This window comes from Streptomyces sp. NPDC004647 (genome assembly GCF_040609575.1).
In the GTDB taxonomy this organism is placed as follows: Bacteria; Actinomycetota; Actinomycetes; order Streptomycetales; family Streptomycetaceae; genus Streptomyces.
In genome coordinates, this window is the sequence record NZ_JBEXKU010000003.1 from 19,526 (window position 1) to 43,607 (window position 24,082).

Sequence of the window (24,082 nt, forward strand, 5' to 3'; positions counted from 1 at the left end):
TGCCTGGCGGTGGCCTGGTGTCGGCGGCGCCAGCGGGACCATCTCAGCGCGTGATCGGTACGAGACCGGTGGTGATGTTCTGGCCCGGGTCGGCAAGCTGCCAGGAGTCTGCGGATTTCTGCCAGGCTGAGCGGGGCAAGGGGGGATCCGTTTCTCCAGCCCCCTTTTCCCTTTTGGCCTGGGCGGTCATCGCGGCAAGGAAGGCGTGGGCGAGCATGGCCAGGGTGATGTGCCGGTACCAGCCCGGATACCGGCGGACCTCGTACTCGTCCAGGCCGCACTCGTTCTTCGCGCTCTGGAAGCAGGCTTCGATGGCCCAGCGGCTGCCGGCCACGGCGACCAGTTTGCCCACGGTCGTGCCGGTGGGGGCGTGGGCCAGGTAGTAGGCGGTCTCGTCGGGGCGGGAGATGCTGCGGCGGGCCAGTACCCACCTGCGATGGGCTGGTTTATCGCCATCGAAGAACGGGACGGCGGGAAGCTGAGCGGCTGCCCAGTCATAGACGCGCGGGCCCTTGGCGCCCTCCCCGCAGGACAGTCGCTCCCAGGCTTCCTCGGGTGCGTCGCCGATGAGCTGGTCGATGCGCCAGCACCCGGCCAGGGACTTGACTTGCTGTGATTTCGGGACAGCGACGACGTAGCTGAGGCCGGCCGCCTCGATCATTCGGCGGAAGTGCCAGTCCTGGCCGTAAAGTGCGTCCGCGGTCACCCAGGCCACGGGCAGCGGCGAGGCCAGCGCCCGGGTGACCAGGGCCCGCGCCAGCTCGGTCTTGGTGGCGAAACCACGCTCGTCGGGCACCTTCGCCGCCCGGCACCGCTGGCGGTCGGACGTCCAGGACTTCGGCAGATACAACTCCCGGTCCACCAAAGTCCGGCCCCGGGACGAGGCATAGGCGGCGAACACCGCGACCTGGCAATTTTCCGTACGGCCGGCCGTGCCCGAGTACTGCCGCTGCACCCCGGCCGAGGTATCGCCCTTCTTGAGAAAGCCCGTCTCGTCGATGACCAGGACACCGTCCTCCTCACCGAGCCGCTCGGCGACATACGCCTGCACGTCGTCACGGACCTCGTCCGCATCCCACCGGGCCCGGTTGAGAAGGTTCTGGAACCCATGGGGTGTGCCGTGACCGGCATGCTCGGCGAGCTGCCAGCTGTTCTTCCGCCCCACAGGTCCCAGCAGGGCCCGGACATAGTCCCGCATCCGCCGCCGCAGATCAGCCCGGCCGAACCGGTGACCAACCCGCAACAGCACCTCCTCCAGCTCACCCGCCCACACATCGGGCCGCACATCATCTTGCACGATCAGAACAACAGCAATCCCGTGCGGCCGGTCACGAACTTCCGCCACATGACGCCACGTCAGCTCACTACACTCACAAACAGGCCCCTGACCAGCCGAAATAGCAAACTGCAACTGGAGTACTAGTACTCCAGTCTGACTTCGTGATCTATCCAGTGGGTTTGTCGGCGGACCGTCGTCGGTAGTGGCTGCGACGAGCGCGACCTGGTGGTGGTCGAGGGAGCGGCCTACGCCCAGGGCGGGCAGGCCGGGCATCACGAACTGGCCGGAATGTGGTGGTGACACAAGACCTGTGGCGCCACCGCATCCCGTACGCCGTGGCCAATCCCCATCACCGCACGATCTACGCCACCGGCCGCGCGAACCCGGCCCAGGGCTATCCACGCAACCAGCGGTCAAGGGTGGCCAAAGGGCTGGTGCGCAGCGTGGCTGTTGAGCGGTACGGCGTGGAGTGCGGGGGGGCCGGGCCGCTACGATCAGGCCGACGCCACGGTGCTGGCCGCGATGGGCCTGGACCGGCTTGGCTATCCGACGGTGCCGGTGCCGACACCCACCGTCGGGCCCTGGAGGCGGTGCGGTGGCCGGAGCTGATCCTGGCCGCCGCGAATTAGAAAAGGCCAGGATTCTTGAAATGAATAAACCGGAAAATGGCCCGTCCTCCATCCCGGGTGCGGAGGTCTGCCGTTAAGACATAAGTGTCAAGTGGACCCCTCGCAGAGTGGGCGCGGTGCATGACTGGCAAAGACGACTCGGATACGGCGGATGGTGGGTATCCCTTCGCCTGCCCCTGGTGCCGCAGTCACGACATTCGCTGCGCAGTGCGGGGCATGCGCTTGCGGCCACGCTGCCGATGCCCGTGACCACCGCCGTCCAGGGTTCGCCGGCAGGGTGGAGGCATGCGGAACTCGCCTGGTGACGGCAAGGCCGTCTGAACGGAGCAGGCGTGGGTAGGCCGCGTCGTCAGCCGACGCATGATGGCACGAAGGCCGGGTCGGCCGGGCCCTTGCGCTCGAGCGCGTTGAGAACCCACTGGTGGACGACCGGGTCGTTGGGCGTCTGGTCGTGCTCGATCGTGTCGAGCGGGCAGCGGTCCTGGAGAGTGATGTTGGTGACCTCCCGGTCCGAGCCGTCCAGGAACGCGCTGGTGTAGGGCGTGACGATTTCGTCGTATTTGGTGGTGACGACGGTGTAGTACGGACCGGCCGGGGTCTCGTCCTTCGCGTTCAGGTCGATCAGGAACTCCGACCCCGCCTGTTGCTCGTCGCAGGCCGGACAGGCGTTGTTTTCGCTGCTTTCGAACTCGGGCGGCGGTGCGATCACGCCCTCCGTGCCGTGATTGGACGGAACGATCCCCACCAGGTCGTCGACCTGGGTCGCGCCGCCGAGGTATTTGATGTAGTAACGGGGCATCATTCCACCCTGGCTGTGTCCGACCAGGTCGACCTTCTTGGCGCCCGTTGCCCCCATGACCGCGCCGACGAACGACTTGAGTTCCTTCGCCGACTGGGCAATGGGTCCCATGGCGTTACCGCCATAGTTCAGCGCGAAGACGCAGTACCCCTCGCTTTTCAGCTTGGGGCTGAGCGTCGGCCAGTTCTTGGCCATGGTCTCGAACGTCCCGTGGACCAGCACGACCGGCTCGGGGTGCTCGGCGGTGGGCTCGCAGGACCAGTCGTTGGCACCGGGCGGGGAGATATCGGTGGTGTCGGCGGTGGCCGGCGAGGCGGGGGACAAGACGGCAGTGGTGACCGCGAGAGCGGCGGCGGTAAGGATCGCGGGGAGACGCGGCGACATGCTCTTCCTCTTTGGACGGGGGAGGGGGACGGCAGGGCGGGGACTGGACTGGTGGAGACCCCGTCGCGACGGTGGATGGCCTGCCGGGAGCGGCATGCCTTGCGGGTGACTTCTGGAACCGAACCGAACGACGATCGGTATTGCCGAACAGTCAGCGATTTTGCGCGGGTGGTACCGGAGTGTCAACCCTCGGTATCAGACCTTGGGCAACCCCTGCCTTCGCCCCCATCCGGCTGATCAGTCCGAGCCGGGGGCAGGCCTGCCAGCGCCTGCACATAGTTCTCGTGCGGCTCTGAAGTCGGCTCAAGGGGGGTCGAGAGCGTTGTCAGCGTTGTCCCGGCTTGTCAGTTCGGGTCGTTGGCTCCACGCAGCGCGGCCGGTCGAAGTCGGACTACGGCTGCCGCGTAGGCACCACCTGCGAGTTCTGTGACTGGATAGATCACGAAGTCAGCCTGGAGTACTAGGCCGACAGGCGAGCGAATCAATCGGGATGATCCACGAGCCCTTTCGGAGAGATCTCTCAAGTAATTTCTCTGGTCCAGACCCCTGAAAAACTCCGTTCATTGTGCCCGGCCGAAAAGAACCGAGAAACGGAACCGCAACCTTCGGGGTGTCTCACGGGTCTGCCTTGATATCCGAAGCAATGCGGTCATCGATTCTTCGGTGGGCTCCCGGGTTTCAGCTGCGTAATCCGCGGGCCCGGGACGGCACGGTCCGAATCATCGGTCATCTCCAGGGGGAGGAACCCTTCGTATGCGATACACCAAACCCGCTCTCGCGGCGCTCACCTGCACCCTCGCACTCATCCCGGCCGGGGCCGCGTACGCGGGCACCGGTCCCGCGCCCGCGCCGTCCGAGCGGACCGCCCGGCACTCCACGGCACCCTCGGCGGCGGGCAACCCCGCGAGTGCCGAGGCCCGTGCCGCCGGGGTCTGTTCGGACGCCTACCAGATCGGCAGCACCGGATACGTCGTGCGGGCCGGCGAGCGCATCGCCTCGGTCAAGCAGTTCTACTCGCCCAACTGCCAGGAGAACTACGGCTACCTGTGGGTCTGGGACGCGTTCCGGAACACCGCTGGTGACTACGACGTGAGCACCGCCGTCTACAGCTACTCGCAGGACGAGGTGCTGGGCGGCCGTTCCTGGACGAACAGCACCGCGCAGGAGTTCTGGTCCACCGGTACGGACACGGCCTCCGAGTGCACCGCCGCCGTCGGCGCGGTACGGAAGGCGGGCGACCCGCTCGCCAACCAGGCGGCCGGCTCCAAGCGCTGCTGACGAGCTGAACGGGCTCAGCCGCCATCGGCAGCCGCCGAAGGCAGCAGTATCCTGAGCGGCGGAAAAGGAGTGTCCCCGACTGTCCGGAAAACAGTCGGGGACCTCTGAATTCTACCGGTGGAGAGGGTGGCGAAGGCGGGCAAAGGGCGGAGCTCCGGCGGTTGCGGAAATCCGGTTACGACAGGGGGAGTTGCCGTGCCCCGGATTCCTAGGCGCTCAGCGAATCCCGGCTCGCCGAGCCGAAATGACGTCCCAGATCCCTGAACACACCCGTGTTCAGGGCGAATGCACGCTTGCATTCCTCCACGACCCGCTGCTTCTCCACGTCGTCCACCGGCAGCGCGTCCAGCAGTTCGCGGTACTCACGCTTGAAGGCTGCCGGGTTGCCGATGTCCGCGAAGACGTAGAAGCGCACGCCGTCGCCCTTGCGCTCGAAGCCCCAGGTCTTCTCTGCGGTGGAGCGGATGATCTGGCCGCCCGAGAGATCGCCCAGATAACGGGTGTAGTGGTGGGCGACATAGCCCCCGGGCCAGTCGCGGGCGACCTCGGTCACCCGCGCCGCGTAGGCCGCCGTGGCGGGCAGCGGCTTCAGGTCCGTACGCCAGTGGTCCCCGTTGTGCAGATGCGTCAGATCGCGCTCGAGGGACTCCACCCGCAACAGCTCGGCGCGGCGCACGAACGGCCCGGCCACCGGGTCGCCGGCCAGCCGCTCCGCCGCGCCCTCCAGAGCCCGGTACACGAACCACAGCTGCTCGGTGTAGCGGGCGTACGCGTCGACGCCGAGCTTTCCGCCGAGCATGTCGCTCATAAACGTCGAGTTCTCCGCCTCCGTGTGCTGCTCGTGCGAGGCGGTGCGGATGAGCGTGGAGAACGGAGTCGGGCTGGATGCGTCCAAGGCGGGCCTCCGGGGACCGATGAGACGGGAAGAGGCGGAGCGGCGGGACGAACGGCCCGCGGCGCGCAGCCGCGGCCGACCTCTGCGATCCTCCAACTTAGGTTTACCTAAGTCAATGCTTCCCGACATCTCGTCGGTAAAACCCTACGGCAGCGTGAGGATCTCCGCACCCGTATCGGTCACGACCAGGGTGTGCTCGAACTGCGCCGTGCGCCTCCGGTCCTTCGTGACGACCGTCCAGCCGTCGTCCCACATGTCGTAGTCGTGGGTGCCGAGCGTCAGCATGGGCTCGATGGTGAAGGTCATTCCGGGCTGGATGACGTTGGTCGCGTGCGGGCTGTCGTAGTGCGGGATGATCAGTCCGGAGTGGAACGAAGAGTTGATGCCGTGCCCGGTGAAGTCCCGGACCACGCCGTAGCCGAACCGCTTCGCGTACGACTCGATGACCCGGCCGATGATGTTGATCTGCCGGCCCGGCTTGACCGCCTTGATCGCGCGGTTCAGCGACTCGCGCGTCCGCTCGACCAGCAGCCGCGACTCCTCGTCCACGTCCCCGCACAGGTAGGTGGCGTTGTTGTCGCCGTGCACCCCGTGGATGAACGCGGTCACGTCGAGGTTCACGATGTCGCCGTCGCGCAGCACCGTCGAGTCCGGGATGCCGTGGCAGATGACCTCGTTGACCGAGGAGCACAGCGACTTCGGGTAGCGCCGGTAGCCCAGCGTCGACGGGTACGCGCCGTGGTCGCACATGAAATCGTGGGCGACCCGGTCCAGCTCGTCCGTGGTCACCCCCGGCCTGATGTGCTCGGCAGCCTCCGCCATCGCCTGTGCGGCGATCCGACCGGCGATGCGCATACACTCAATCGTTTCGGCATCCTGCACCTCGGGCCCGGAGTACGGGGTCGGGGCATCCTTCCCGACGTACTCGGGGCGCGGGATCGAGGCGGGTACGGAGCGGGTGGGGGACAGGGTCCCCGGGGCGAGAAGTGACTGGCTGGACATGCAAGCGAGTGTATCGAGACTGCATCGGGCAGCATGGCGGCAGAGAGAGGAGCCCTGCGATGGCCCTGTTCAGGAAGAAAAAGGCCGGCAAACCCGGTGAGTGGTACTACTGCCTCAAGCACCAGAAGGTCGAAGAGGGGCCGGAGTGCCCCGCCCTCGACCGCATGGGGCCGTACGCCAACCGTGCCGAGGCCGAGCACGCCATGCAGATCGCCGCCGAGCGGAATCTGGAGTGGGAGAACGACCCGCGCTGGCACGACAACACTGGGCAGGACACCGGCGGCGGCCGGGCCGGCGCGTAGGAGCGGACGCCCGGTCCTGCGCGTTCCGCTCGTCTACGCGGCGGCGGCCTGCTCCCGCTTCCGCCGCTCTCTCATCCGTACGGCGTGCTCGTCCGTCCTGGCGTCGTACGACATCAGCTTCGGCAGGGCGAGAGCGAGCAGTCCCACGGCCGTCACACAGGCGAGGCCGCCCGCCCAGACCGATGCCCGTACCCCGGTGAGCGAGGCCATACCGCCCGCCCGCAGCTGGCCGAGCTGCGGGCCGCCGGTGAACGAGAGCAGCTCGATCCCGGCGAGACGGCCGCGCAGTTCGTCGGGGATCGTCTGGTTCCACATCGCGGAGCGGAAGATGCCGCTCACCTGGTCGCAGCCGCCCGCCACGACCAGGAACAGCAGCACCAGCCAGATGTTGCCCTGCCGTCCCGCGACCGCCACGGCCGCGCCCCACGCCGCCGCCGCGCACACCACCATCCGGCCGTGCTGGTGGACCCGCGAGGTCCAGCCGCTGGTCAGGCTCACGACCAGCGCACCGAGCGGTACGGCCGCGTACATCAGACCCAGCGCCCAGGGCGCGCCCAGATCGTCGGCGAGGAACGGGAAGACCGCGAGGGGGAAGGCGAAGAGCATGGCCGTCAGGTCGACGGCGTATGTGCCGAGCAGTTCCTTGCGGCGCCACGCGTAGCGCATGCCCTCCGCGATCCCGCGCAGCGACGGTTTCTCGGCGCCGTGGGAGGCGGGTGCCGGTGCGAGGCGTACGGCCAGCGCGACGGAGAACGCGAAGGTCGCGATGTCGATGGTGTACGCCCACTCCAGTCCGGCGTAGACGATGAGGACGCCCGCGAGTGACGGGCCCGCGATGGCTCCGGCCTGCCACCGCAGTGCGTTCAGCGCCGCCGCGGCGGGCAGCTGATCATGCCGAACGATGCGCGGCACGATCGCGTCCAGGGCCGGGCGCTGCACTCCGGTCAGCGCGCTGGACAGCGCCGCCACCACATACAGCGGCCACACCAGGGGGTGCGGCAGCAGGGTGTTGGACAGCAGGGCCAGGGACAGCAGGCCGAGCGCGGCCTCGGAGACGAGGATCAGTTTGCGCCGGTCCATGGCGTCGGCGAGCGCCCCGCCGTACAGCCCGAAGACGATCAGCGGGACCAGCTCGACCGCGCCGAGTGAGCCGACGGCGAGCGTGGAATCCGTCAGTTCCTTGAGCTGAAGCGGAATCGCGACGAAGGTCAGGAAGCTGCCGAAGGCCGTCACCACGCCCGCGCACCACATGAGGCGGAAGTCGCGGGAGGAGCGCCAGGGGGAGAGATCGGGCAACAGCGCACGCCGCCGCGGGGTGCGGGCCCTTCGAGGACGCTCGGAGCCGGTCACGAGGAGCCATGTTCGGCCGCCAGGGAGCTGCCGGGCAAACGAATATCCGCTGCGCATCGGCCGGAGCCGAGGACTCGTGTGGCGGGCACCGGTGCCTCCGGTGGATGCGCCGAAAAGCAGCGGCCACCGGCAAGCGGGCCGGACCTGGGGCAAGCGGTCCGGGCTTGGGGCAGGCGGCCGGTCCCAGGCAGGCGTCACGGGTGAGTGGGTGTCACCAGCGGGTGGGCGGCGGCACGGTCAGCTGTTCGACGAACCCCGTCAGCCGTTCGCGGAAGCCGCGCCGACCGCGGGGCGGCGGCAGCCGGTTCTCGCCGGCGGCCGCGCTGACCAGGTGCTGCACCGTATCGAGACCGATCTCGGAGCCCGGCGGTCCGGCCGGGCGTCCGCCGTCGGGCGGCCCCGCCGCCGGGTCCTGGGCCGTGACCGGCGGTATCAGGCCTCCCGGAACGGCCAGCGCGTCGTGCGCCAGCGCGTGCAGATCCCGGTCGCCGCCGTCGAGCGCGAGCACCGTGGCACCCGCCCGCCGTGCGTCGTGCACCCGCTCCAGCAGGCCTCCGCCCGGCGCGCCCGGGACCACCACGAGCAGGGTCTCACCGCGCCGGGCCGACTCGATCCGGCCCAGCCCCACGGCCAGGTGCGCGGGCTCGCCCGGCCGCACCCGGTGGCGTACGAGCGTGGGGGACAGCTCCGGCAGTCCGGACCAGGCGGCCTCGTCGTCGAGGTGCGCCGCCAGATGCCACGGCTCGTACTCCTCGCTTCCCACCAGCAGCAGGCCGCCGCCGTGCGGTCCGACGGACGCCCGGAGCGTCCCGGCGAATCGCCGGGTGGCCTCCAACCACTCGGTTCCGGCGAGCACTTCGCGCAGCAGAGCGACTCGTACGGCGTCCATGGCCGCGCATCTTGCCCTACAGGTGCACGGCGGTGGAGATGGTTGCAGCCTTTTCACCCGTACGGGTTCCGTGCGGGGCAACGGGTGTTGCGTTGCGGCCGCCGGCCTCAGTGAGGCCGGTGTCAGTGAGGGGGGAGGAGTGCGCTCTCGAACTCGGTGCCGCAAGGGCCCGCGCCGTCGCTCTCCTCGAGCGGCACGCGCTCACCGCTCATCGAGATCGTCCGGTACCAGTTTCCGATGCGCTGCGCCGAACGCCCCACGTAGTGGCAGATGAAGGAGCGCCGGAACCGGTCCGCTGTCCGGTTGGGTCCCGAGCCGTGCACCAGGCTGCCGTTGAAGAACAGCACGTCGCCCGGCGCCATGTCGACCGGCACCGGCTCGAGTCCGGGCGGCGGTGGCACGTACTCCCGGGCGAAGGACAGCGCCGGGTCGGCCTCCTCGGGGCAGTACAGGTCCATGCGGTGGGTGCCCGGCACGACCTGGAGTCCGCCGTTGTCCCGGTCGATCTCGTCCAGCGCCACCCAGGCCGCGACGCAGGTGCCCGGTTCGACCCGCAGATAGAAGTTGTCCTGGTGCAGGGCCTGGCCGCGGGCACCCGGCGGCTTGAAATAGAACATGCTCTGCGCGGCGAGCACCTCCTCCCCGAACAGCACCTCCAGCAGCGCCCTCAGCCGCGGGTCGAGCAGATGAGCACGGGCCCGCTCGTTCACCTCGTGCGGATGCATCACCCGGGGATACGCGCGCAGCGGGTCGTACGGCTCGCCGGGCTTCCGCACCACCGGCTCGAAGTGCCCGGGGATCCGCCCCGCGGTGTGCAGCGCCATGAACTCCGCGCACAACTCCGCCATCTCCTCCGGGCGGAACAGCCCGCGGACGACCAGGAAGCCGTCCTCCTCGAACCGGCGCCTGTCCTCCTCGAACCGGCGGCGGCCGTCCTCCGGGCCGACGGCGGATACGCTGCTGCGCGTGATGGCCATTGCGGAGCCCCTTCCGGCCGGCCGTGGCGCCGGAATCATGCTCCTGACGCCGGCTGCTCTGGCCCGTCCTGCTCCGACGCTAGGCCGGGCCCGGGTTCCGGGGGGATGCCCGTGAACGCTGAGGACTTGCCGGATTCTGCTGCGGCCGCCCCGGGTACGCCGTCCCCGCCCGCCGAGGTCTTCACCGTCGGCTGCTACGACGAACGGCCCGGGTACGCCGTGCACCGGCCGCGGGGAGCGGCGAGCTGGCTGTTCACCTGGACCGTGGCGGGCCGCGGGCGCTTCCGGCAGGGCGGCGCCCGGACCGATGCCCGCGCGGGCGACATGGTCGTCCTCGGTCCGGACGTGCCCCATGACTACGCGGTCGCGCCCGGCGCCCGCCGCTGGGCGTTCTGGTGGGTGCACTGCCAGGCCCGGCCCTCGTGGCACGGATGGCTCAGGCCGTACGAGGCCGGCGGCCGGCTGCACGCCGTCTCACCCGTACCGGCGGACGTCCATCCGCGCATCGACACTGCCCTGCGCCGGTTGCACGCCGACGCCCGCTGGTCCGGTGACGGCGCGCCGCCGGACCCGCTGCCCGCGGCGCCGTCGGCGGGCCCGCCGCGCTTCCGGGCCGTGGCGGCCCAGGGAGCGGCCGCGCGCGAACTGGCGCTCGGCGGGGTCGAGGAGGTGCTGTTGCTGGCCACCGTGGCCGCCGGAGTGGCCCGTGACGAGGTGAAAGGTGGAGTGGACCCGAGGGTGCGCCGATTGGAGGCGCTGATCGCGGCGGATCCCGCTGCCGCCCACACGGTGGGGTCGCTCGCCGCCCATGTGGCGCTGTCCCCGTCGAGGCTGGCGCACCTGTTCTCCGAGCAGTTCGGCCGTACGCCGATGCAGGCGGTGCGCGACGCGCGGCTGCGGCACGCGGCCCGGCTCCTGGAGGTGACGGACCTGCCCGTCGACCGGGTGGCCGCCGCATCGGGGTTCGCGAGCCCGTTCCACTTCAGCCGGGTCTTCCGGGACCGCTTCGGCGCACCGCCCGGTGCGTACCGCACACGCCTGCGCCGGAGCCCGGCCGCCGGAGAGCCGCCCCGGCCTCAGCCCCGGCCCCGGAGCGAGTTCAACCGATAGCCATACCGGCGACCGGGGAATCCGTCAGCTGTTATTCACCCGACGTTCGGCTGCGGAGCGCCGCTCCGGACTTCCGGATAACGCACTATGTCCCGTGCCTTGACGGCCCACTGGGTGCTCCCTATGGTCACCGCAGGACAAGGGACGTCCTACGTCCGGTCGTTGGACTCGTATGCAATGGAGCATCGGGAGGGCGGATGGCAGTCGGAGTGGCTGCGCACGAGCTGTCCGTGCCGTTCCGGGCCGGAGCCGGCGGGTACGCCTCCTTCCGGATCCCCGCCGTGGTCCGGGCGGGTGACGGGACGGTTCTCGCCTTCGCCGAGGGCCGCGTCGGATCGCAGGACGATTTCGGTGACATCGATGTCGTCCTCAAACGGTCCACCGACGGCGGACGCACCTGGGGCCCGCTCCAGGTGGTGGCCGAGAACGGCGACGGCACGGCGGGGAACCCCGCCCCCGTGATCCTGGACAGCGGCCGGATCGTGCTGCTGCACGTACGCAACGCGGCCGACGCGACAGAACAGAAGATCCGCCGCGGAGAGGTCCCGGCCGCCGACGGCCGCCGGGTGTGGCTCCAGCACAGTGACGACGACGGCGAGAGCTGGAGCGCCGCCCGCGAGATCACCAAGACGGTGAAGAAGCCCGGCTGGCGCTGGTACGCCACCACACCCGGTCACGGCATCCAGTTACGGCACGGTCCGCACGCCGGACGGACGGTCGTCCCCGCCAACCACTCCTCCGCCCCGGCCGGCTCCGACACCGGCGCCGAGGGGAAGTACGACGGCAGCCACGCCCTGCTCAGCGACGACGGTGGCGAGACCTGGCGGATCGGCTACACCGACAGCAATCCCAACGGCTACATCAACGCCAACGAGACCACCGCCGCCGAACTCCCCGACGGCCGGATCTACTTCAACTGCCGCAACGACTCACCGGCCCCCGGCACCCGCGCCGACGCGTACTCGGGCGACGGCGGCGCCACCCTGGAGAAGCCCTTCCGCCCCCAGGCCGGGCTCACCGGGCCGGTCGTCCAGGGCAGCGTGTTCCACCTCGGCGACCCCGATGTACTGCTCTACTCCGGGCCCGCCGACCCGGGCTTCCGCGCCCTGATGACCGTACGGGCCAGCCGCGACCGCGGTGTCACCTGGTCGCCCGTGCACACCGTCGACGGTCTCCCCGCCGCCTACTCCGACCTCGTACGCGTCGACGACGAGTGCGTCGGAGTGCTCTACGAGACCGGTGACTTCAGCGCGTACACCACCATCACCTTCCGTCGGATTCTCGTGGAGGAGCTGTCATGAGCTCATATGGCCCGGACCGCCGTGCGGTCCTCGGCGGAGCCGCTGCTGTGGCCGCCGGTCTGGTGCTCGCCGGTTGCGGTGACTCCGACGACGGCGAGAAGAAGCCCGCCGCGCGCAAGAAGGGCGAGAAGGTCACGCTCACCTTCTGGTCCTGGGTGCCGGGCATCGACAAGCCGGTCGACCTGTGGAACAGCAAGAACCCCGAGGTGCAGATCAAGCTGGAGAAGGTGTCCGCGGTCAACGGCGCGCAGTACGCCAAGATGCACGCCGCCATCAAGGCGGGCAACCCGCCGGACCTCGGCCAGATCGAGTACCCCGTGGTGCCCAGCTTCCTGCTCGACAACGGCCTTCTCGACCTCACGAACTACGGCGCCGCCAAGGTCAAGGGCAAGTTCGAGGGATGGCAGTGGGAACAGAGCGTCTTCGGTGACGCCGTCTTCGCGATCCCGCAGGCGTCCGGGCCGATGGGCCTGTTCGTCCGCCAGGACCTCTTCGAGAAGTGGGGCATCGAGCCCCCCGTGACCTGGGACGACTACGAGGCGGCGGCCAAGGCGGTCCGTAAGAAGGGCGCCTGGATCGAGACGTTCGCGCCGACCAACGGCAACCGCTTCGCGGGCTTCGCCTGGCAGGCCGGGGCGCGCTGGTTCGGCTCCGCCGACGACACCTGGACCGTGCGGATCGACGACGAACCGACCCGGCGCGTCGCCGACTACTGGGAGGCCCTGGTCAGGCAGAAGCTGATCAAGACCATCCCGGACCGGCAGAACGCCTGGTACAAGGATATCCAGACCGGTGACATGGCCGCCTGGGTCGGCGCCAGTTGGGGCGACGCGCTGCTGGTGGGCAACGCGCCGAAGACGACCGGGCAGTGGCGGGTCGCCCCGCTGCCGCAGTGGAAGAAGGGCGGCAACGCCTCCGCCAACTGGGGCGGCTCCACCACCGCCGTCTTCCGCAAGACCAAGTACCCCCAGGACGCGGTGGACTTCGCGGTCTGGCTCAACACCGATCCCCAGTCGATAAAGCTCCTCATCGACGGCGGCTACGGCTGGCCCAGCGCCAAGCAGGGCTGGACGAAGGCTGATATGGAGGGCCAGCGGGACTTCTTCGGAGGACAGCGGTACAGCGAAGTCTTCGAGGAGGCCGGCCGGGCGGTGGACACCAGCTGGAAGTGGGGCCCGGCCACGGACACCCTCTACCAGCGGTTCGGCGACGCCTTCACCAAGGCGCTCGGCGAGGGCAGTTCCTTCCGGTCCGTGCTCACCACCGTGCAGAAGCAGACCGTCGCCGACCTCAAGGCCAAAGGCCTGAAGGTGGAGAGCGGGTGAGGCGCCTCACCCGTACCGAGGCACGCAACGCCCGCGCGGCCGGCGGCTTCCTGCTGCCCTTCATCGTCCTGTTCCTGCTCAGCTTCATTGCGCCCATCGGATACGCCGTCCACCAGAGCCTGCTGAAGGTCGAGCGGTCCGGGCCGCTCGGCCTCGGCGGCAGCCCGGAGGAGGTCTTCGCCGGGCTCGACAACTACACCCAGGCCCTCCAGAACGACAGCTTCCTGGCCGGATTCGGCCGCGTGCTGCTCTTCGGGGCCGTACAGATCCCGCTGATGATCGTGCTCGCCACGGCGCTCGCGCTGCTGCTCGAAGCCGCATCCGCACGCTGGGTCGGCTTCTTCCGCACCGCGTTCTTCCTGCCGTACGGCGTGCCGGGCGTCATCGCCTCGATCCTCTGGGGATTTCTCTACGTGCCGGGGATCAGCCCGTTCGTCGAGATGGCCCAAGGGGTGGGCTGGGATGTGGACTTCCTGGCGGGCGACACCGTCCTGTGGTCCATCGCCAACATCGTCACCTGGCAGTTCACCGGCTACAACATGCTCGTGCTCATCGCGCAGTTGAAGGCCGTGCCCGGCGAGCTGTACGAAGCGGCGCGGATCGACGGCGCGAGCGCCTGGCAGGTCGCCCGGCACATCAAGCTGCCGCTGATCCGGCCCGCGCTCGTCCTCACCACCGTCTTCAGCATCATCGGCACGCTCCAGCTGTTCGCCGAGCCGATGGTGCTGCGCCCGCTCACCAACACCATCGACTCCGGCTACACCCCCAACCTGCACGCCTACAACGAGGCGTTCACCAGCAACAACCAGCACGCGGCGGCGGCGGAAGCGGTACTGCTCGCGCTCGTCGCGTGCGTACTGTCCTTCAGCTTCCTGCGCCTCGTCGGGCGAGGCGGGAGGGACGGCGCATGACGCTGGTGTCCGAGGAGGAGCAGGCGCCCGAGCCCACCGGGCCGGTCAAGGCCTCCGGAGCCACCGGGAAGGGCAGGGCCCGCGGACCGGCCGGGCCGGCGCTGCGGTACCGCATCATCACCGCCTCGCTGCTCGCCGTCGCGGCCGTGTACTTCCTGGTCCCCGTCTACTGGCTGGTCGTCTCCTCGACCAAGAGCACCGGGGATCTCTTCGGCACCTTCGGCCTCTGGTTCGCCGACCCGCACCCCTTCGAGTACCTCGGCGATGTGCTGACGTACGACCACGGCATCTATGTCCGCTGGTTCGGCAACAGCCTGCTCTACGCGGGCGTCGGCGCCGTCGCCGCCACCCTGCTCTCCGCCGCCGCCGGCTACGCCCTGGCGAAGTTCGCCTTCCCCGGCCGGGAGGGGATCTTCAACATCGTCCTCGCCGGAGTGCTGATCCCCGGCACCGCCCTCGCACTCCCCCTCTATCTCCTCTTCAGCGAGATGGGTCTGGCCAACACCTACTGGGCGGTGCTGCTCCCGAGCACGGTCAGTCCCTTCGGTGTCTACCTCTGCCGGATCTACGCGGCGGCGGCCGTCCCGGACTCGCTGCTGGAGGCGGCCCGGATCGACGGCGCGGGCGAGGCGCGGATCTTCTCCACCATCGCGCTGCGGCTGATGACGCCCGCGCTCGTCACCGTGTTCCTGTTCCAGTTCGTGCACATCTGGAACAACTTCTTCCTGCCGCTGGTGATGCTCTCGGATTCCGACCTCTATCCGATCCAGCTCGGTCTGACCGGCTGGCAGGGCTACGCGGACCGGCAGCCCGAGCTGTACCAGTACACGGTGGGTGGCGCCTTCCTCTCGGTGCTGCCTCTGATGATCCTGATGGGGGTGCTCCAGCGGTACTGGCGTACGGGCCTGACCGAGGGCAGCGTGAAGTGACCCGGCAGGGCCTGGCAGGATCGCGGTATGACGAATGACGCTGCACATGTTGCCGGGCCCGGTGGAACAGGGCAGAAGGCTCCGGCCAAGGACCCATGGGAGCTCCCGGACGTGTCCGGGCTGGTGGTCGGAGTGCTCGGCGGTACCGGTGACCAGGGGCGCGGGCTCGCCTACCGGCTGGCCAAGGCCGGCCAGCCGGTGATCATCGGTTCGCGGGCCGCCGAGCGGGCACAGACCGCCGCCCAGGAGCTGGGCCTGAACATCGAGGGTGCCGACAACTCGGAGTGCGCTCGCCGCAGCGACGTCGTGATCGTCGCCGTGCCGTGGGACGGGCACGCCAAGACCTTGGAGTCGCTGCGCGAGGAGCTCGCGGGCAAGTTGGTCATCGACTGTGTGAACCCGCTCGGCTTCGACAAGAAGGGCGCCTACGCCCTCAAGCCGGAGGAGGGCAGCGCGGCCGAGCAGGCGGCGGCGCTGCTGCCGGATTCACGGGTCACCGCCGCCTTCCACCATCTGTCCGCGGTGCTGTTGCAGGATCCGGAGATCGACGAGATCGATACCGATGTGATGGTGCTCGGCGAGGTCCGGGCGGACACCGACCTCGTGCAGGCCCTGGCGGGGCGTATCCCCGGGATGCGCGGTGTCTTCGCGGGCCGCTTGCGCAACGCCCACCAGGTGGAGTCCCTGGTGGCCAACCTGATCTCGGTGAACCGCCGCTACAAGGCGCACGCGGGCCTGCGCGTCACCGACGTGTGAGCGGTGGCGGGGCGTGGGGGACAATGGCCCGGACCGTACGGCGTATCCCGTCTGCCGTACTCCCTGCCGCCGGACAGAAAGCCGACCCATGCCCCGCCTCGCCGTCTTCGCCCTCGTGGTGTGCGCACTCGCCCTGGCCGCCGCGGTCGTGTCCTTCGTGCAGGGCAGTCTGCTCGGCATCGTCTGGATCATGATGTCGGGCGTCTCGTCGAACCTGGCGTGGCTCTCCATCCGCAAGGCCAGGGCCGAGCGGAATCAGGCCGTCACGGGCTGAGCGGCGGCACCTGGGGCTCGCCCTGCCAGAAGCGGTAGAACTGCTGACCCCAGTACGTGTCCCAGTCGGTGACGCCCAGGCCGCGCAGAATCGCGTCCACCGCGTCGAAGAACACCTGGTTGACCTCGGGGACCCACAGCAGGCCGAAGACCGCGATCAGCCCGAACGGAGCGAAAGGCTCCACCTGGCGCCGCACACCGCGCGACAGCCACGGCTCGATCATCCCGTAGCCGTCCAGGCCCGGCACCGGCAGGGAGTTCAGGATCGCCGCCGTCACCTGGAGCAGCGCCAGGAAGGCGAGCGCGTAGCGGAACGCGGCCGGTACGCCGTCCAGCGCGTGCAGCCAGAACGGCGCGGTGCAGACGATCGCGAACAGCACATTCGTCAGCGGGCCCGCGGCGGAGATCAGACTGTGCTTCCAGCGTCCCCGGATCCGCCCCCGCTCGATGAACACGGCGCCGCCGGGCAGCCCGATGCCTCCCATGATCACGAAGAGGACGGGCAGCACGATGCTCAGCAGCGCATGGGTGTATTTGAGCGGATTGAGGGTGAGATACCCCTTCGCGCCGATCGAGATGTCGCCGCTGTGCAGGGCGGTGCGCGCGTGCGCGTACTCATGCAGGCAGAGCGAGACGATCCAGCCGGATGTGACGAAGAGGAAGACCGCGAAGCCGGTGCTCGCGGAGAGACCGGCCCACACCGCCCAGGCGGAGACGCCCATGATCGCGACGAGCCCCAGGAAGACGGGGCTGACCCGCCGCTCTCGACGGGTGATGGCGGTGGTCATGGGTGGTGGGCTCCTGGGGGCGGGACGGGGTCGGGCGTCCCGACCGTACAGGTGGCACGCGGAGAACGTCTCGCGGATCGGTGTGAGTTCCGGCGCAGGGGTACGCCCCGGGCGCCGGCCCGGGGCGTTTCGTCATGGGCAGGTGCCGGATCCCGCTGATCCCGCTGTGTGCGCGTGCCGCTCGCCGTGTGTGCGCGGGGCCCCGGCAAGGCGCCGGCGGCCCGCCGACAGGGGGATATCGGCGGGCCGCCGGCTGGGGAAGTGGCTAGTGGAAGCTGTGCTCCTCGACCGGGTACGCCCCGCCGACGACGTCCTCCGCGAACGCCTTCGCCGCGCCGCCCAGCACCTCGCGCAGCTGCGCGTACTGCTTGACGAAGCGCGGCACGCGGCCGCTCGTCATGCCCGCCATGTCCGTCCACACCAGCACCTGGGCGTCGCACTCCGGCCCCGCGCCGATGCCGACCGTCGGGATGTGCAGCGAGCGCGTGACCTCGGCGGCCAGCTCGGCCGGTACGAGTTCCAGGACGACCGCGAAAGCGCCCGCGTCCTGCACCGCCTTGGCGTCGCGGAGCAGTTGCTGCGCGGCCTCCTCGCCGCGGCCCTGGACCGGGTACCCGCCGTAGGCGTTGACGGACTGCGGGGTGAGGCCGACATGGGCCATGACCGGGATGCCGGACTGGACGAGCAGTTCGATCTGGTGCGCCGACCGCTCGCCGCCCTCCAGCTTCACCGCGCCGACGCCCGCATCCTTGACCAGCCGGGTGGCATTGCGCAGCGCCTGCACCGCACCCTCCTGGTACGAGCCGAAGGGCAGGTCGCCGACGATCAGCGCGCGCCGGGTGCCGCGGACGACCGCGGCGGAGAGCATGGTGATCTCGTCCATCGTCACGGGCACCGTGGACTCGTAGCCGAGGTGACAGTTGCCCATCGAGTCGCCGACCAGCATGACCGGGATACCGGCCTCGTCGAAGACGGAGGCGGTCATCGCGTCGTAGGCGGTGAGCATCGGCCACTTCTCGGCGCGGTGCTTGGCGGCGGCGATGTCGCGGACGGTGATGCGCCGGGTTCCCGTACCGCCGTACAGCGCCTTGCTGCTGTCGGCCTTGCTTCCGTCGGCGGACGGGTTCTGCGCAGGGGAAACGTGCGTCATGGCAGCGGCTCCTTCGTCATCTCGAGGCGCCCTGACGGCGTCCCCGGACCAGCTCCATGGTGGCACCTGCCGCCCCCGGGGGAAAGAGGAAGGGACACGGCGCATACTTATTCAGATACGGAACGGGATCGTATCGAAATAGGTTAGGCTGGTGGCATGGCGACCCCCAGCGGCGAGTCCGCCGTTCGCAGCGTTCCCGAGGCGGTGCACCGGCGCCGCTGGCTCACCTTGACCGTCCTGATGTCCAGCCTGCTCATCGTGGTGCTGGACAACTCGATCCTGAACGTGGCGATGAAGACCATCGCCTCGAGCCCGCCCAGCGGGCTCGGCGCCACCCAGAGCGAGCTGGAGTGGGCGATCAACTCCTACACGCTCGTCTTCGCCGGCGTTCTCTTCACCGCGGGCCTGCTCGGCGACCGGCTCGGCCGCAAGAAGGTCCTGCTCTTCGGGATGGCCCTCTTCGGCATCGGGTCGGTACTCGCGGCGGTCTCCGACTCTCCCGGCCAGCTCATCGCCTTCCGCGCGCTGATGGGCTTCGGCGGAGCCTTTGTGATGCCCGCCACGCTGGCGATTCTCATGAATGTCTTCGAGCGCGACGAGCAGCCCAGGGCGATCGGCATCTGGACCGGCAGCGTCGGCGTCGCCATCGCGATCGGGCCGGTCACGGGCGGGTTGCTCCTCGAGAACTTCTGGTGGGGCTCGGTCTTCCTGGTCAACGTCCCCATCGTCGCCGCGGGGCTGATCGGCATGGTGCTGTTCGTCCCCGACTCCAAGGACCCCGCTCCCGGGCGCCTCGACCCGGGGGGCGTACTGCTGTCCGTCGTCGGGCTCCTCCTGCTGGTGTACGGGATCATCAAGGGCGGCCAGCTCGCCGACTTCACCAGCGTGCAGGTGCTGGGCCCGATAGGCGGTGGGCTCGCCGTACTGGCCGGCTTCGTGCTCTACGAGAGGCGCATCGAACACCCGGCCGTGGACGTCGGCTACTTCCGCAAGCCCGCGTTCTCGGCCGCCATCGCCTGCATCTCCCTGGTCTTCTTCGCCCTCATGGGTGTGACCTTCTTCACGGTCTTCTACACCCAGAGCGTGCGCGGCTACTCCCCGCTCCAGACGGGGGTGCTGCTCGTGCCGCTCGCCGTCACCCAGATCGTCTTCGCGCCGCGCGCCCGGCTCGTCGTCGAGCGCTTCGGTGCCCGCCTGGTGTGCACCGGAGGCATGCTGCTCATTTCGGGGACGCTGGCCGGGTTCCTGCTGCTCGACCAGGACACCCCGATCTGGGTTCTGGAGGTGTTGTTCTTCCTCCAGGGCACCGGGATGGCCCACACCATGCCGCCCGTCACGACCTCGATCATGCAGTCGCTGCCGCGGGAGAAAGCCGGTTCCGGTTCGGCGCTCAACAACACCTTCCGGCAGGTCGGCGGGGCGCTGGGTGTCGCGGTCCTCGGCTCCGTCCTCTCCGCCGGCTACCGCGCGGGCATCGAGGACGACCTCAAGGTGCTCCCGCCCGGTGAACGGCACGCCGCCGGCGAGTCCGTCGAGGCCACGATCGGGGTCGCCGAGCGGATGGGACCGGCGGGCCGGGACCTGGTGGAACGGGCCGACGACGCGTTCATCCACGCCATGCACGTGACCGTCGTCGGCGCGTCCGCCGTCGCCCTGATCGGGGCCGTCGTCGTCGCGCTCTTCCTGCCGGGCAGGCCGGCGGACGACGGTGCGGGGGAGGCCGACGACGCACGTACGGAGTCCGCGCCGGACGCCACGGGGGCCGACACCGCGGGGGCGGACCGATGACCTCCCCGGACAGGACCGGCACCGCACCCGCCGAGCGGCGCGGCCGGCCGCGGAACGCCGCCGCGGACACCGCGATCATCGAGACCGTGCTCCGGCTCCTGGAGGACGGCAGCACCGTCGGCGAGCTGTCGATGGAGCGGATCGCCCGTGAGGCCGGGGTCGGCAAGGCCACCGTCTACCGGCGCTGGCCCGGCAAGGAAGCCCTGCTGCTCGACGTCATGCGCTCGGTCGACCTGCACATGCCCGAGACCGCCGGGGTCTCGGTACGCGACGACCTCGTCGGCACGCTGGAGTTCCTGCGGCGGCAGGGGCTGGCCAAGCGTTCCTCGGCCGTGCTGCGCGCGGTCGTCGCCGAGGTCAAGTCGCATCCGAGGCTGTGGCGTGAGTACCACGAGACGGTCGTACGGACCCGGCGCGAAGCGGTGTACGCGGTGCTGCGGCGCGGGATGGCCTCCGGTGAGGTCCGCGACGACGTGGACATCGAACTGCTCTCCGATCTCTTCGTCGGGCCGATGCTCGCCCGGGTCTTCCTGCACGAGTGGCAGGAGCTGCCCGAGGGCCTCGCGGAGCAGATCGTCGACACGGTTCTCCGAGGGGTGCGGCCGGCGCCCGGCAGCGGCTGACGCGGCGCCCGGCGGGTACGAATGACGTGCCGTCAGATTCCGGATGTGTTTGTCCAGGTTCTGTCACAGGACTCCGCGTCCCGGTGCGGACAGGAACCCCCGTCCCTGCCGCAGTCGTCACCATAGGAGACCAGCCGCCCGGAGGCGGCGAGTGACTTTGCTGGTCATCGCCTATGGTGCGTAGGCGGAGGGCAGCGTGCGAGGCAGCGAGGAACGGCATATGGCGCAGGCGTACAGGCAGGCGTACAAATCGGATACGGGACGCGGCCGCTCGGACGCCGAGTGGAACGGCTCCCGCACCCGGCGCCTGTCCGGCCGGTCGCGCCTGTTCAGAGGCTGGGCCGGCCGGGGCATGTGGCGGCGCGGGATCCTTCTCGCGTTGTGCGCCCTGCTGCTCGCCGGGCTGATGGCCTTCCACTCGCAGGTCCCCAACAGCGTGGGCAACCTCGGCAGTCTGCTGGAGACCTTCCTGCCGTGGCTGGGGCTCGGCATTCCGGTACTGCTCCTGTGCGCTCTGCTGCGCCGCTCGGCGACCGCGCTCATCGCGCTGCTGCTGCCGGCCGTGGTGTGGTTGAACCTCTTCGGCGGGCTGGTCACCGGGAGGGCCGGTGAGGCGGCCGGAGAACTCACCGTGGCCACCCACAACGTCAACGCCGAGAACTCCGACCCCGAGGGGACGGCCGGCGACGTGGCCGCTTCCGGCGCGGACGTGGTGGCTCTGGAGGAGGTGTCGGGCGCCGCCGTACCGACGTACGAAAAGGCGATGTCGGACACGTACAAGTACCACTCCGTGCAGGGCACCGTGGGGATCTGGAGCAAGTACCCGCTGGCCGACACCCGTCCGGTCGACATCAAGCTGGGCTGGACCCGGGCGCTGCGCAGCACCGTCGAGACGCCGAAGGGGCCGGTCGCGGTGTACGTCGCCCATCTGCCGTCGGTGCGGGTGAAGTTCAACGCGGGCTTCACCGCCGGGCAGCGGGACGACAGCGCGGACGCGCTCGGGCAGGCCATCGCGGGCGAGAAGCTGGACAAGGTCGTGCTGCTGGGCGACCTCAACGGGACGATGAACGACCGGGCGCTGGCGCCCGTCACCTCCCAGATGCGGTCCACTCAGGGCGCGGCGGGCGACGGCTTCGGCTTCAGCTGGCCGGCGGCGTTCCCGATGGCGCGGATCGACCAGATCATGGTCCGGGGGCTGGAGCCGGTGTCGTCCTGGACGCTGCCCGGGACCGGGAGCGACCATCTGCCGGTCGCCGCCTCGGTCGACCTCGGGCCGAAGAACTGAGGCGAACTGCGGCAAGGCTCCGGCCTGCGTGAACACGGCCGGTGAGCGGGCGTCGGCGGTGACGCCTCGGATCATGTATGCCTCAGGGGGTTCCGAGGCCCCCGGGCACGGCCCGCCGTACGGCCCGCCCCTGAAGGGACACCGGGCCGTCCGGGGCGTGGGCCGTGCCCGGCCGGGCGCCGGCCCGTACCTCTCAGATGTGTTCGCGCCAGCGGTTGGTGATCGGGAGACGGCGGTCCTTGCCGAAGCCCTTCGCCGAGATCTTCGTGCCCGGCGGGTACTGGCGCCGCTTGTACTCCGCCCGGTCGACGAGGAGCAGGATGCGGGTCACCAGCTCGTCGTCGTACCCCGCGGCCACGATCGCGTCGCGCCCCTGGTCCCGGTCGACGTACAGGGCCAGGATCGCGTCGAGCACCTCGTAGTCGGGGAGCGAGTCCGTGTCGACCTGGCCGGGGCGCAGTTCGGCGCTCGGCGGCTTGGTGATGGAGCTCTCCGGGATGGGCGGGGTCAGGCCGCGGTCCTTCGCGTCCTGGTTGCGCCAGGTGGCGAGCCGGAAGACGGCAGTCTTGTAGACGTCCTTGATGGGGCCGAACGCACCGACCGAGTCCCCGTAGAGGGTGGAGTAACCGACAGCGAGTTCGGACTTGTTGCCCGGCGCGAGGACGATGTGCCCCTCCTGGTTGGAGATGGCCATCAGCGTCGTACCGCGCAGCCGGGACTGGAGGTTCTCCTCCGCGAGGCCGATGAGGCCGAGGGATTCCATATACGCGTCGAACATCGGGCCGATGGGGACCGTACGGAAGTTCAGCCCGGTCCGGCGCGCCAGCTCGGCGGCATCGTCCTTGGAGTGGTCCGAGGAGTAGCGGGACGGCATGGAGACGCCGTGGACGTGCTGCGCGCCCAGCGCGTCGCAGGCGATCGCGGCGGTGAGTGCGGAATCGATTCCCCCGGACAGGCCGATGAGGACGCTGTCGAAGCCGTTCTTGGCGACGTACGCCCGCAGGCCGACGACCAGTGCGGAGTACATCTCCTCGGCGTCGTCGAGCCGTGCCGCGTAGCCGCCGCTGAGCTCCGGCTCGTACGGCGGGAGGGGCTCCGCGGACAGGGTGGCGTGGTCGATACGGAGCCCGTCGTCCACGGTGCCCTCGGGCACCGGGCCCGCGGCGGGGAGGTCGAGGTCGATCGATACGCAGCCCTCGGCGAACTGGGGTGCGCGGGCGATCACTTCGCCGTCGGGCGCGACGACGATCGAGTCGCCGTCGAAGACCAGCTCGTCCTGTCCGCCGATCATCGCCAGATAGGCGGTGGTGCAGCCGGCTTCCTGGGCGCGCTTGCGGACCAGCTCGAGGCGGGTGTCGTCCTTCTCGCGCTCGTACGGGGACGCGTTGATCGAGAGCAGCAGCCCGGCGCCCGCCGAGCGGGCAGCGGGGACGCGGCCGCCCTCCTGCCAGAGGTCCTCGCAGATGGCGAGGGCGACGTCGACACCGTGCACACGGACCACGGGCATGGAGTCGCCCGGCACGAAGTAGCGGAACTCGTCGAAGACCCCGTAGTTGGGGAGGTGGTGCTTGGCGAAGGTCAGGACCACCTCGCCCCGGTGCAGGACCGCCGCGGCGTTCTGCGGGGCGCCGGCGGGCTGGCCGTAGCGCGGCTGGGCCCTCTCGGAACGGTCGAGGTAGCCGACGACCACCGGGAGCTCGCCGAAGCCTTCGGCGCCGAGGCGGGCGGCCAGGGTCCGCAGCGCGGCGCGGGACGCCTCGACGAAGGAGGAGCGCAGCGCCAGGTCCTCGACGGGATAGCCGGTCAGCGCCATCTCGGGGAACGCCACGAGGTGGGCTCCCTGTTCGGCGGAGTGCCGGGTCCAGTGGACGATCGCCTCGGCGTTCCCGGCGAGATCGCCGACCGTCGAGTCGATCTGATTCAGGGCGAGGCGAAGTTGAGGCACGGGCCCAGTGTAATCGTCTCTCTGACGCGATGCCCTGTGGGGGCGGCGCCTGCCCGGCAGCCCGGCAGCCCGTGCGCAGCGGGTGCCGGACTGGTCCGTGACGCCCGGAGCTCG

22 protein-coding genes are annotated in these 24,082 nt (G+C 69.9%); 12 read left to right on the forward strand and 10 right to left on the reverse strand.

Features of this window, described 5'->3' with window-relative positions; translation table 11 throughout:
• Positions 1-43: 43 nt before the first annotated feature.
• Both ABZW18_RS01945 and ABZW18_RS01950 read right to left on the reverse strand, forming a co-directional pair.
• Positions 44-1,285, reverse strand: a complete 1,242-nt coding sequence (locus ABZW18_RS01945; protein WP_356181068.1) for an IS701 family transposase — start codon at positions 1,283-1,285, stop codon at positions 44-46.
• A gap of 972 nt (positions 1,286-2,257) precedes the next feature.
• Positions 2,258-3,091, reverse strand: a complete 834-nt coding sequence (locus tag ABZW18_RS01950; RefSeq protein WP_356180667.1) for an alpha/beta fold hydrolase — start codon at positions 3,089-3,091, stop codon at positions 2,258-2,260.
• Positions 3,092-3,844: 753 nt separating this feature from the next.
• On the opposite strand from ABZW18_RS01950, the gene ABZW18_RS01955 reads away from it, so the two are divergent.
• A complete protein-coding gene (locus ABZW18_RS01955; RefSeq protein WP_356180669.1) occupies positions 3,845-4,369 on the forward strand; it encodes a hypothetical protein in 525 nt (174 codons plus the stop codon).
• Between the two features lie 208 nt (positions 4,370-4,577).
• Here the strand turns inward: ABZW18_RS01955 and ABZW18_RS01960 are convergent, their stop codons facing one another.
• Positions 4,578-5,264, reverse strand: a complete 687-nt coding sequence (locus tag ABZW18_RS01960) for a biliverdin-producing heme oxygenase (protein ID WP_356180671.1) — start codon at positions 5,262-5,264, stop codon at positions 4,578-4,580.
• A gap of 144 nt (positions 5,265-5,408) precedes the next feature.
• Positions 5,409-6,266, reverse strand: coding sequence for a type I methionyl aminopeptidase (map, locus tag ABZW18_RS01965; RefSeq protein ID WP_356180673.1), 858 nt, complete (start codon positions 6,264-6,266; stop codon positions 5,409-5,411).
• Between the two features lie 59 nt (positions 6,267-6,325).
• Between map and ABZW18_RS01970 the strand changes: the two genes are divergently transcribed.
• On the forward strand, positions 6,326-6,568 hold the full coding sequence (locus tag ABZW18_RS01970; protein ID WP_356180676.1) for a hypothetical protein: 243 nt from the start codon (positions 6,326-6,328) through the stop codon (positions 6,566-6,568).
• A gap of 33 nt (positions 6,569-6,601) precedes the next feature.
• On the opposite strand, the gene ABZW18_RS01975 is transcribed toward ABZW18_RS01970, so the two are convergent.
• The 3 genes from ABZW18_RS01975 to ABZW18_RS01985 form a co-directional block, all read right to left on the reverse strand.
• Complete coding sequence (locus ABZW18_RS01975) at positions 6,602-7,819, reverse strand: MFS transporter (protein ID WP_356181070.1); 1,218 nt, start codon at positions 7,817-7,819, stop codon at positions 6,602-6,604.
• A gap of 310 nt (positions 7,820-8,129) precedes the next feature.
• Entirely contained in the window at positions 8,130-8,807 is a 678-nt protein-coding gene (locus ABZW18_RS01980; protein ID WP_356180678.1) for a hypothetical protein, read from the reverse strand.
• Between the two features lie 122 nt (positions 8,808-8,929).
• Positions 8,930-9,784 (reverse strand): phytanoyl-CoA dioxygenase family protein, encoded by an 855-nt coding sequence (locus tag ABZW18_RS01985; RefSeq protein WP_356180681.1) that lies wholly within the window; start codon positions 9,782-9,784, stop codon positions 8,930-8,932.
• Positions 9,785-9,889: 105 nt separating this feature from the next.
• On the opposite strand from ABZW18_RS01985, the gene ABZW18_RS01990 reads away from it, so the two are divergent.
• From ABZW18_RS01990 to ABZW18_RS02020, 7 genes are all read left to right on the forward strand, one after another.
• A complete protein-coding gene (locus tag ABZW18_RS01990; RefSeq protein ID WP_356180684.1) occupies positions 9,890-10,894 on the forward strand; it encodes a helix-turn-helix domain-containing protein in 1,005 nt (334 codons plus the stop codon).
• Positions 10,895-11,091: 197 nt separating this feature from the next.
• Positions 11,092-12,195, forward strand: coding sequence for a sialidase family protein (locus ABZW18_RS01995; protein ID WP_356180686.1), 1,104 nt, complete (start codon positions 11,092-11,094; stop codon positions 12,193-12,195).
• Positions 12,192-13,520 (forward strand): extracellular solute-binding protein, encoded by a 1,329-nt coding sequence (locus ABZW18_RS02000; protein ID WP_356180689.1) that lies wholly within the window; start codon positions 12,192-12,194, stop codon positions 13,518-13,520. Before ABZW18_RS01995 ends, ABZW18_RS02000 begins: the two co-directional genes overlap by 4 nt.
• A complete protein-coding gene (locus ABZW18_RS02005; RefSeq protein WP_356180692.1) occupies positions 13,517-14,431 on the forward strand; it encodes a sugar ABC transporter permease in 915 nt (304 codons plus the stop codon). Before ABZW18_RS02000 ends, ABZW18_RS02005 begins: the two co-directional genes overlap by 4 nt.
• Complete coding sequence (locus ABZW18_RS02010) at positions 14,428-15,360, forward strand: carbohydrate ABC transporter permease (RefSeq protein WP_356180694.1); 933 nt, start codon at positions 14,428-14,430, stop codon at positions 15,358-15,360. The genes ABZW18_RS02005 and ABZW18_RS02010 overlap by 4 nt, the downstream gene beginning before the upstream one ends.
• Positions 15,361-15,387: 27 nt before the next feature.
• The gene (gene npdG / locus ABZW18_RS02015; RefSeq protein ID WP_356180697.1) at positions 15,388-16,116 is read left to right on the forward strand and encodes an NADPH-dependent F420 reductase; all 729 of its coding nucleotides are present in this window, start codon (positions 15,388-15,390) and stop codon (positions 16,114-16,116) included.
• Between the two features lie 88 nt (positions 16,117-16,204).
• A complete protein-coding gene (locus ABZW18_RS02020) occupies positions 16,205-16,390 on the forward strand; it encodes a hypothetical protein (protein WP_356180699.1) in 186 nt (61 codons plus the stop codon).
• Here ABZW18_RS02020 and ABZW18_RS02025 read toward each other — a convergent pair.
• Together ABZW18_RS02025 and panB are read right to left on the reverse strand one after the other, a co-directional pair.
• The gene (locus ABZW18_RS02025; RefSeq protein WP_356180702.1) at positions 16,380-17,177 is read right to left on the reverse strand and encodes a site-2 protease family protein; all 798 of its coding nucleotides are present in this window, start codon (positions 17,175-17,177) and stop codon (positions 16,380-16,382) included. The two genes, ABZW18_RS02020 and ABZW18_RS02025, sit on opposite strands and share 11 nt — an antisense overlap.
• Positions 17,178-17,442: 265 nt before the next feature.
• A complete protein-coding gene (panB, locus tag ABZW18_RS02030) occupies positions 17,443-18,327 on the reverse strand; it encodes a 3-methyl-2-oxobutanoate hydroxymethyltransferase (RefSeq protein WP_356180704.1) in 885 nt (294 codons plus the stop codon).
• Between the two features lie 156 nt (positions 18,328-18,483).
• Here panB and ABZW18_RS02035 point away from each other — a divergent pair, with 156 nt between their 5' ends.
• The 3 genes from ABZW18_RS02035 to ABZW18_RS02045 all read left to right on the forward strand — a co-directional run bounded on the left by ABZW18_RS02035 (position 18,484) and on the right by ABZW18_RS02045 (position 22,023).
• Complete coding sequence (locus ABZW18_RS02035) at positions 18,484-20,115, forward strand: MFS transporter (RefSeq protein ID WP_356180707.1); 1,632 nt, start codon at positions 18,484-18,486, stop codon at positions 20,113-20,115.
• Entirely contained in the window at positions 20,112-20,738 is a 627-nt protein-coding gene (locus ABZW18_RS02040) for a TetR/AcrR family transcriptional regulator (protein WP_356180710.1), read from the forward strand. The genes ABZW18_RS02035 and ABZW18_RS02040 overlap by 4 nt, the downstream gene beginning before the upstream one ends.
• Before the next feature lie 220 nt (positions 20,739-20,958).
• Complete coding sequence (locus ABZW18_RS02045; RefSeq protein WP_356180713.1) at positions 20,959-22,023, forward strand: endonuclease/exonuclease/phosphatase family protein; 1,065 nt, start codon at positions 20,959-20,961, stop codon at positions 22,021-22,023.
• A gap of 193 nt (positions 22,024-22,216) precedes the next feature.
• On the opposite strand, the gene ABZW18_RS02050 is transcribed toward ABZW18_RS02045, so the two are convergent.
• Positions 22,217-23,968: an NAD+ synthase gene (locus ABZW18_RS02050; RefSeq protein ID WP_356180716.1), complete on the reverse strand. Its 1,752-nt coding sequence runs from the start codon at positions 23,966-23,968 to the stop codon at positions 22,217-22,219.
• Positions 23,969-24,082: the final 114 nt, after the last annotated feature.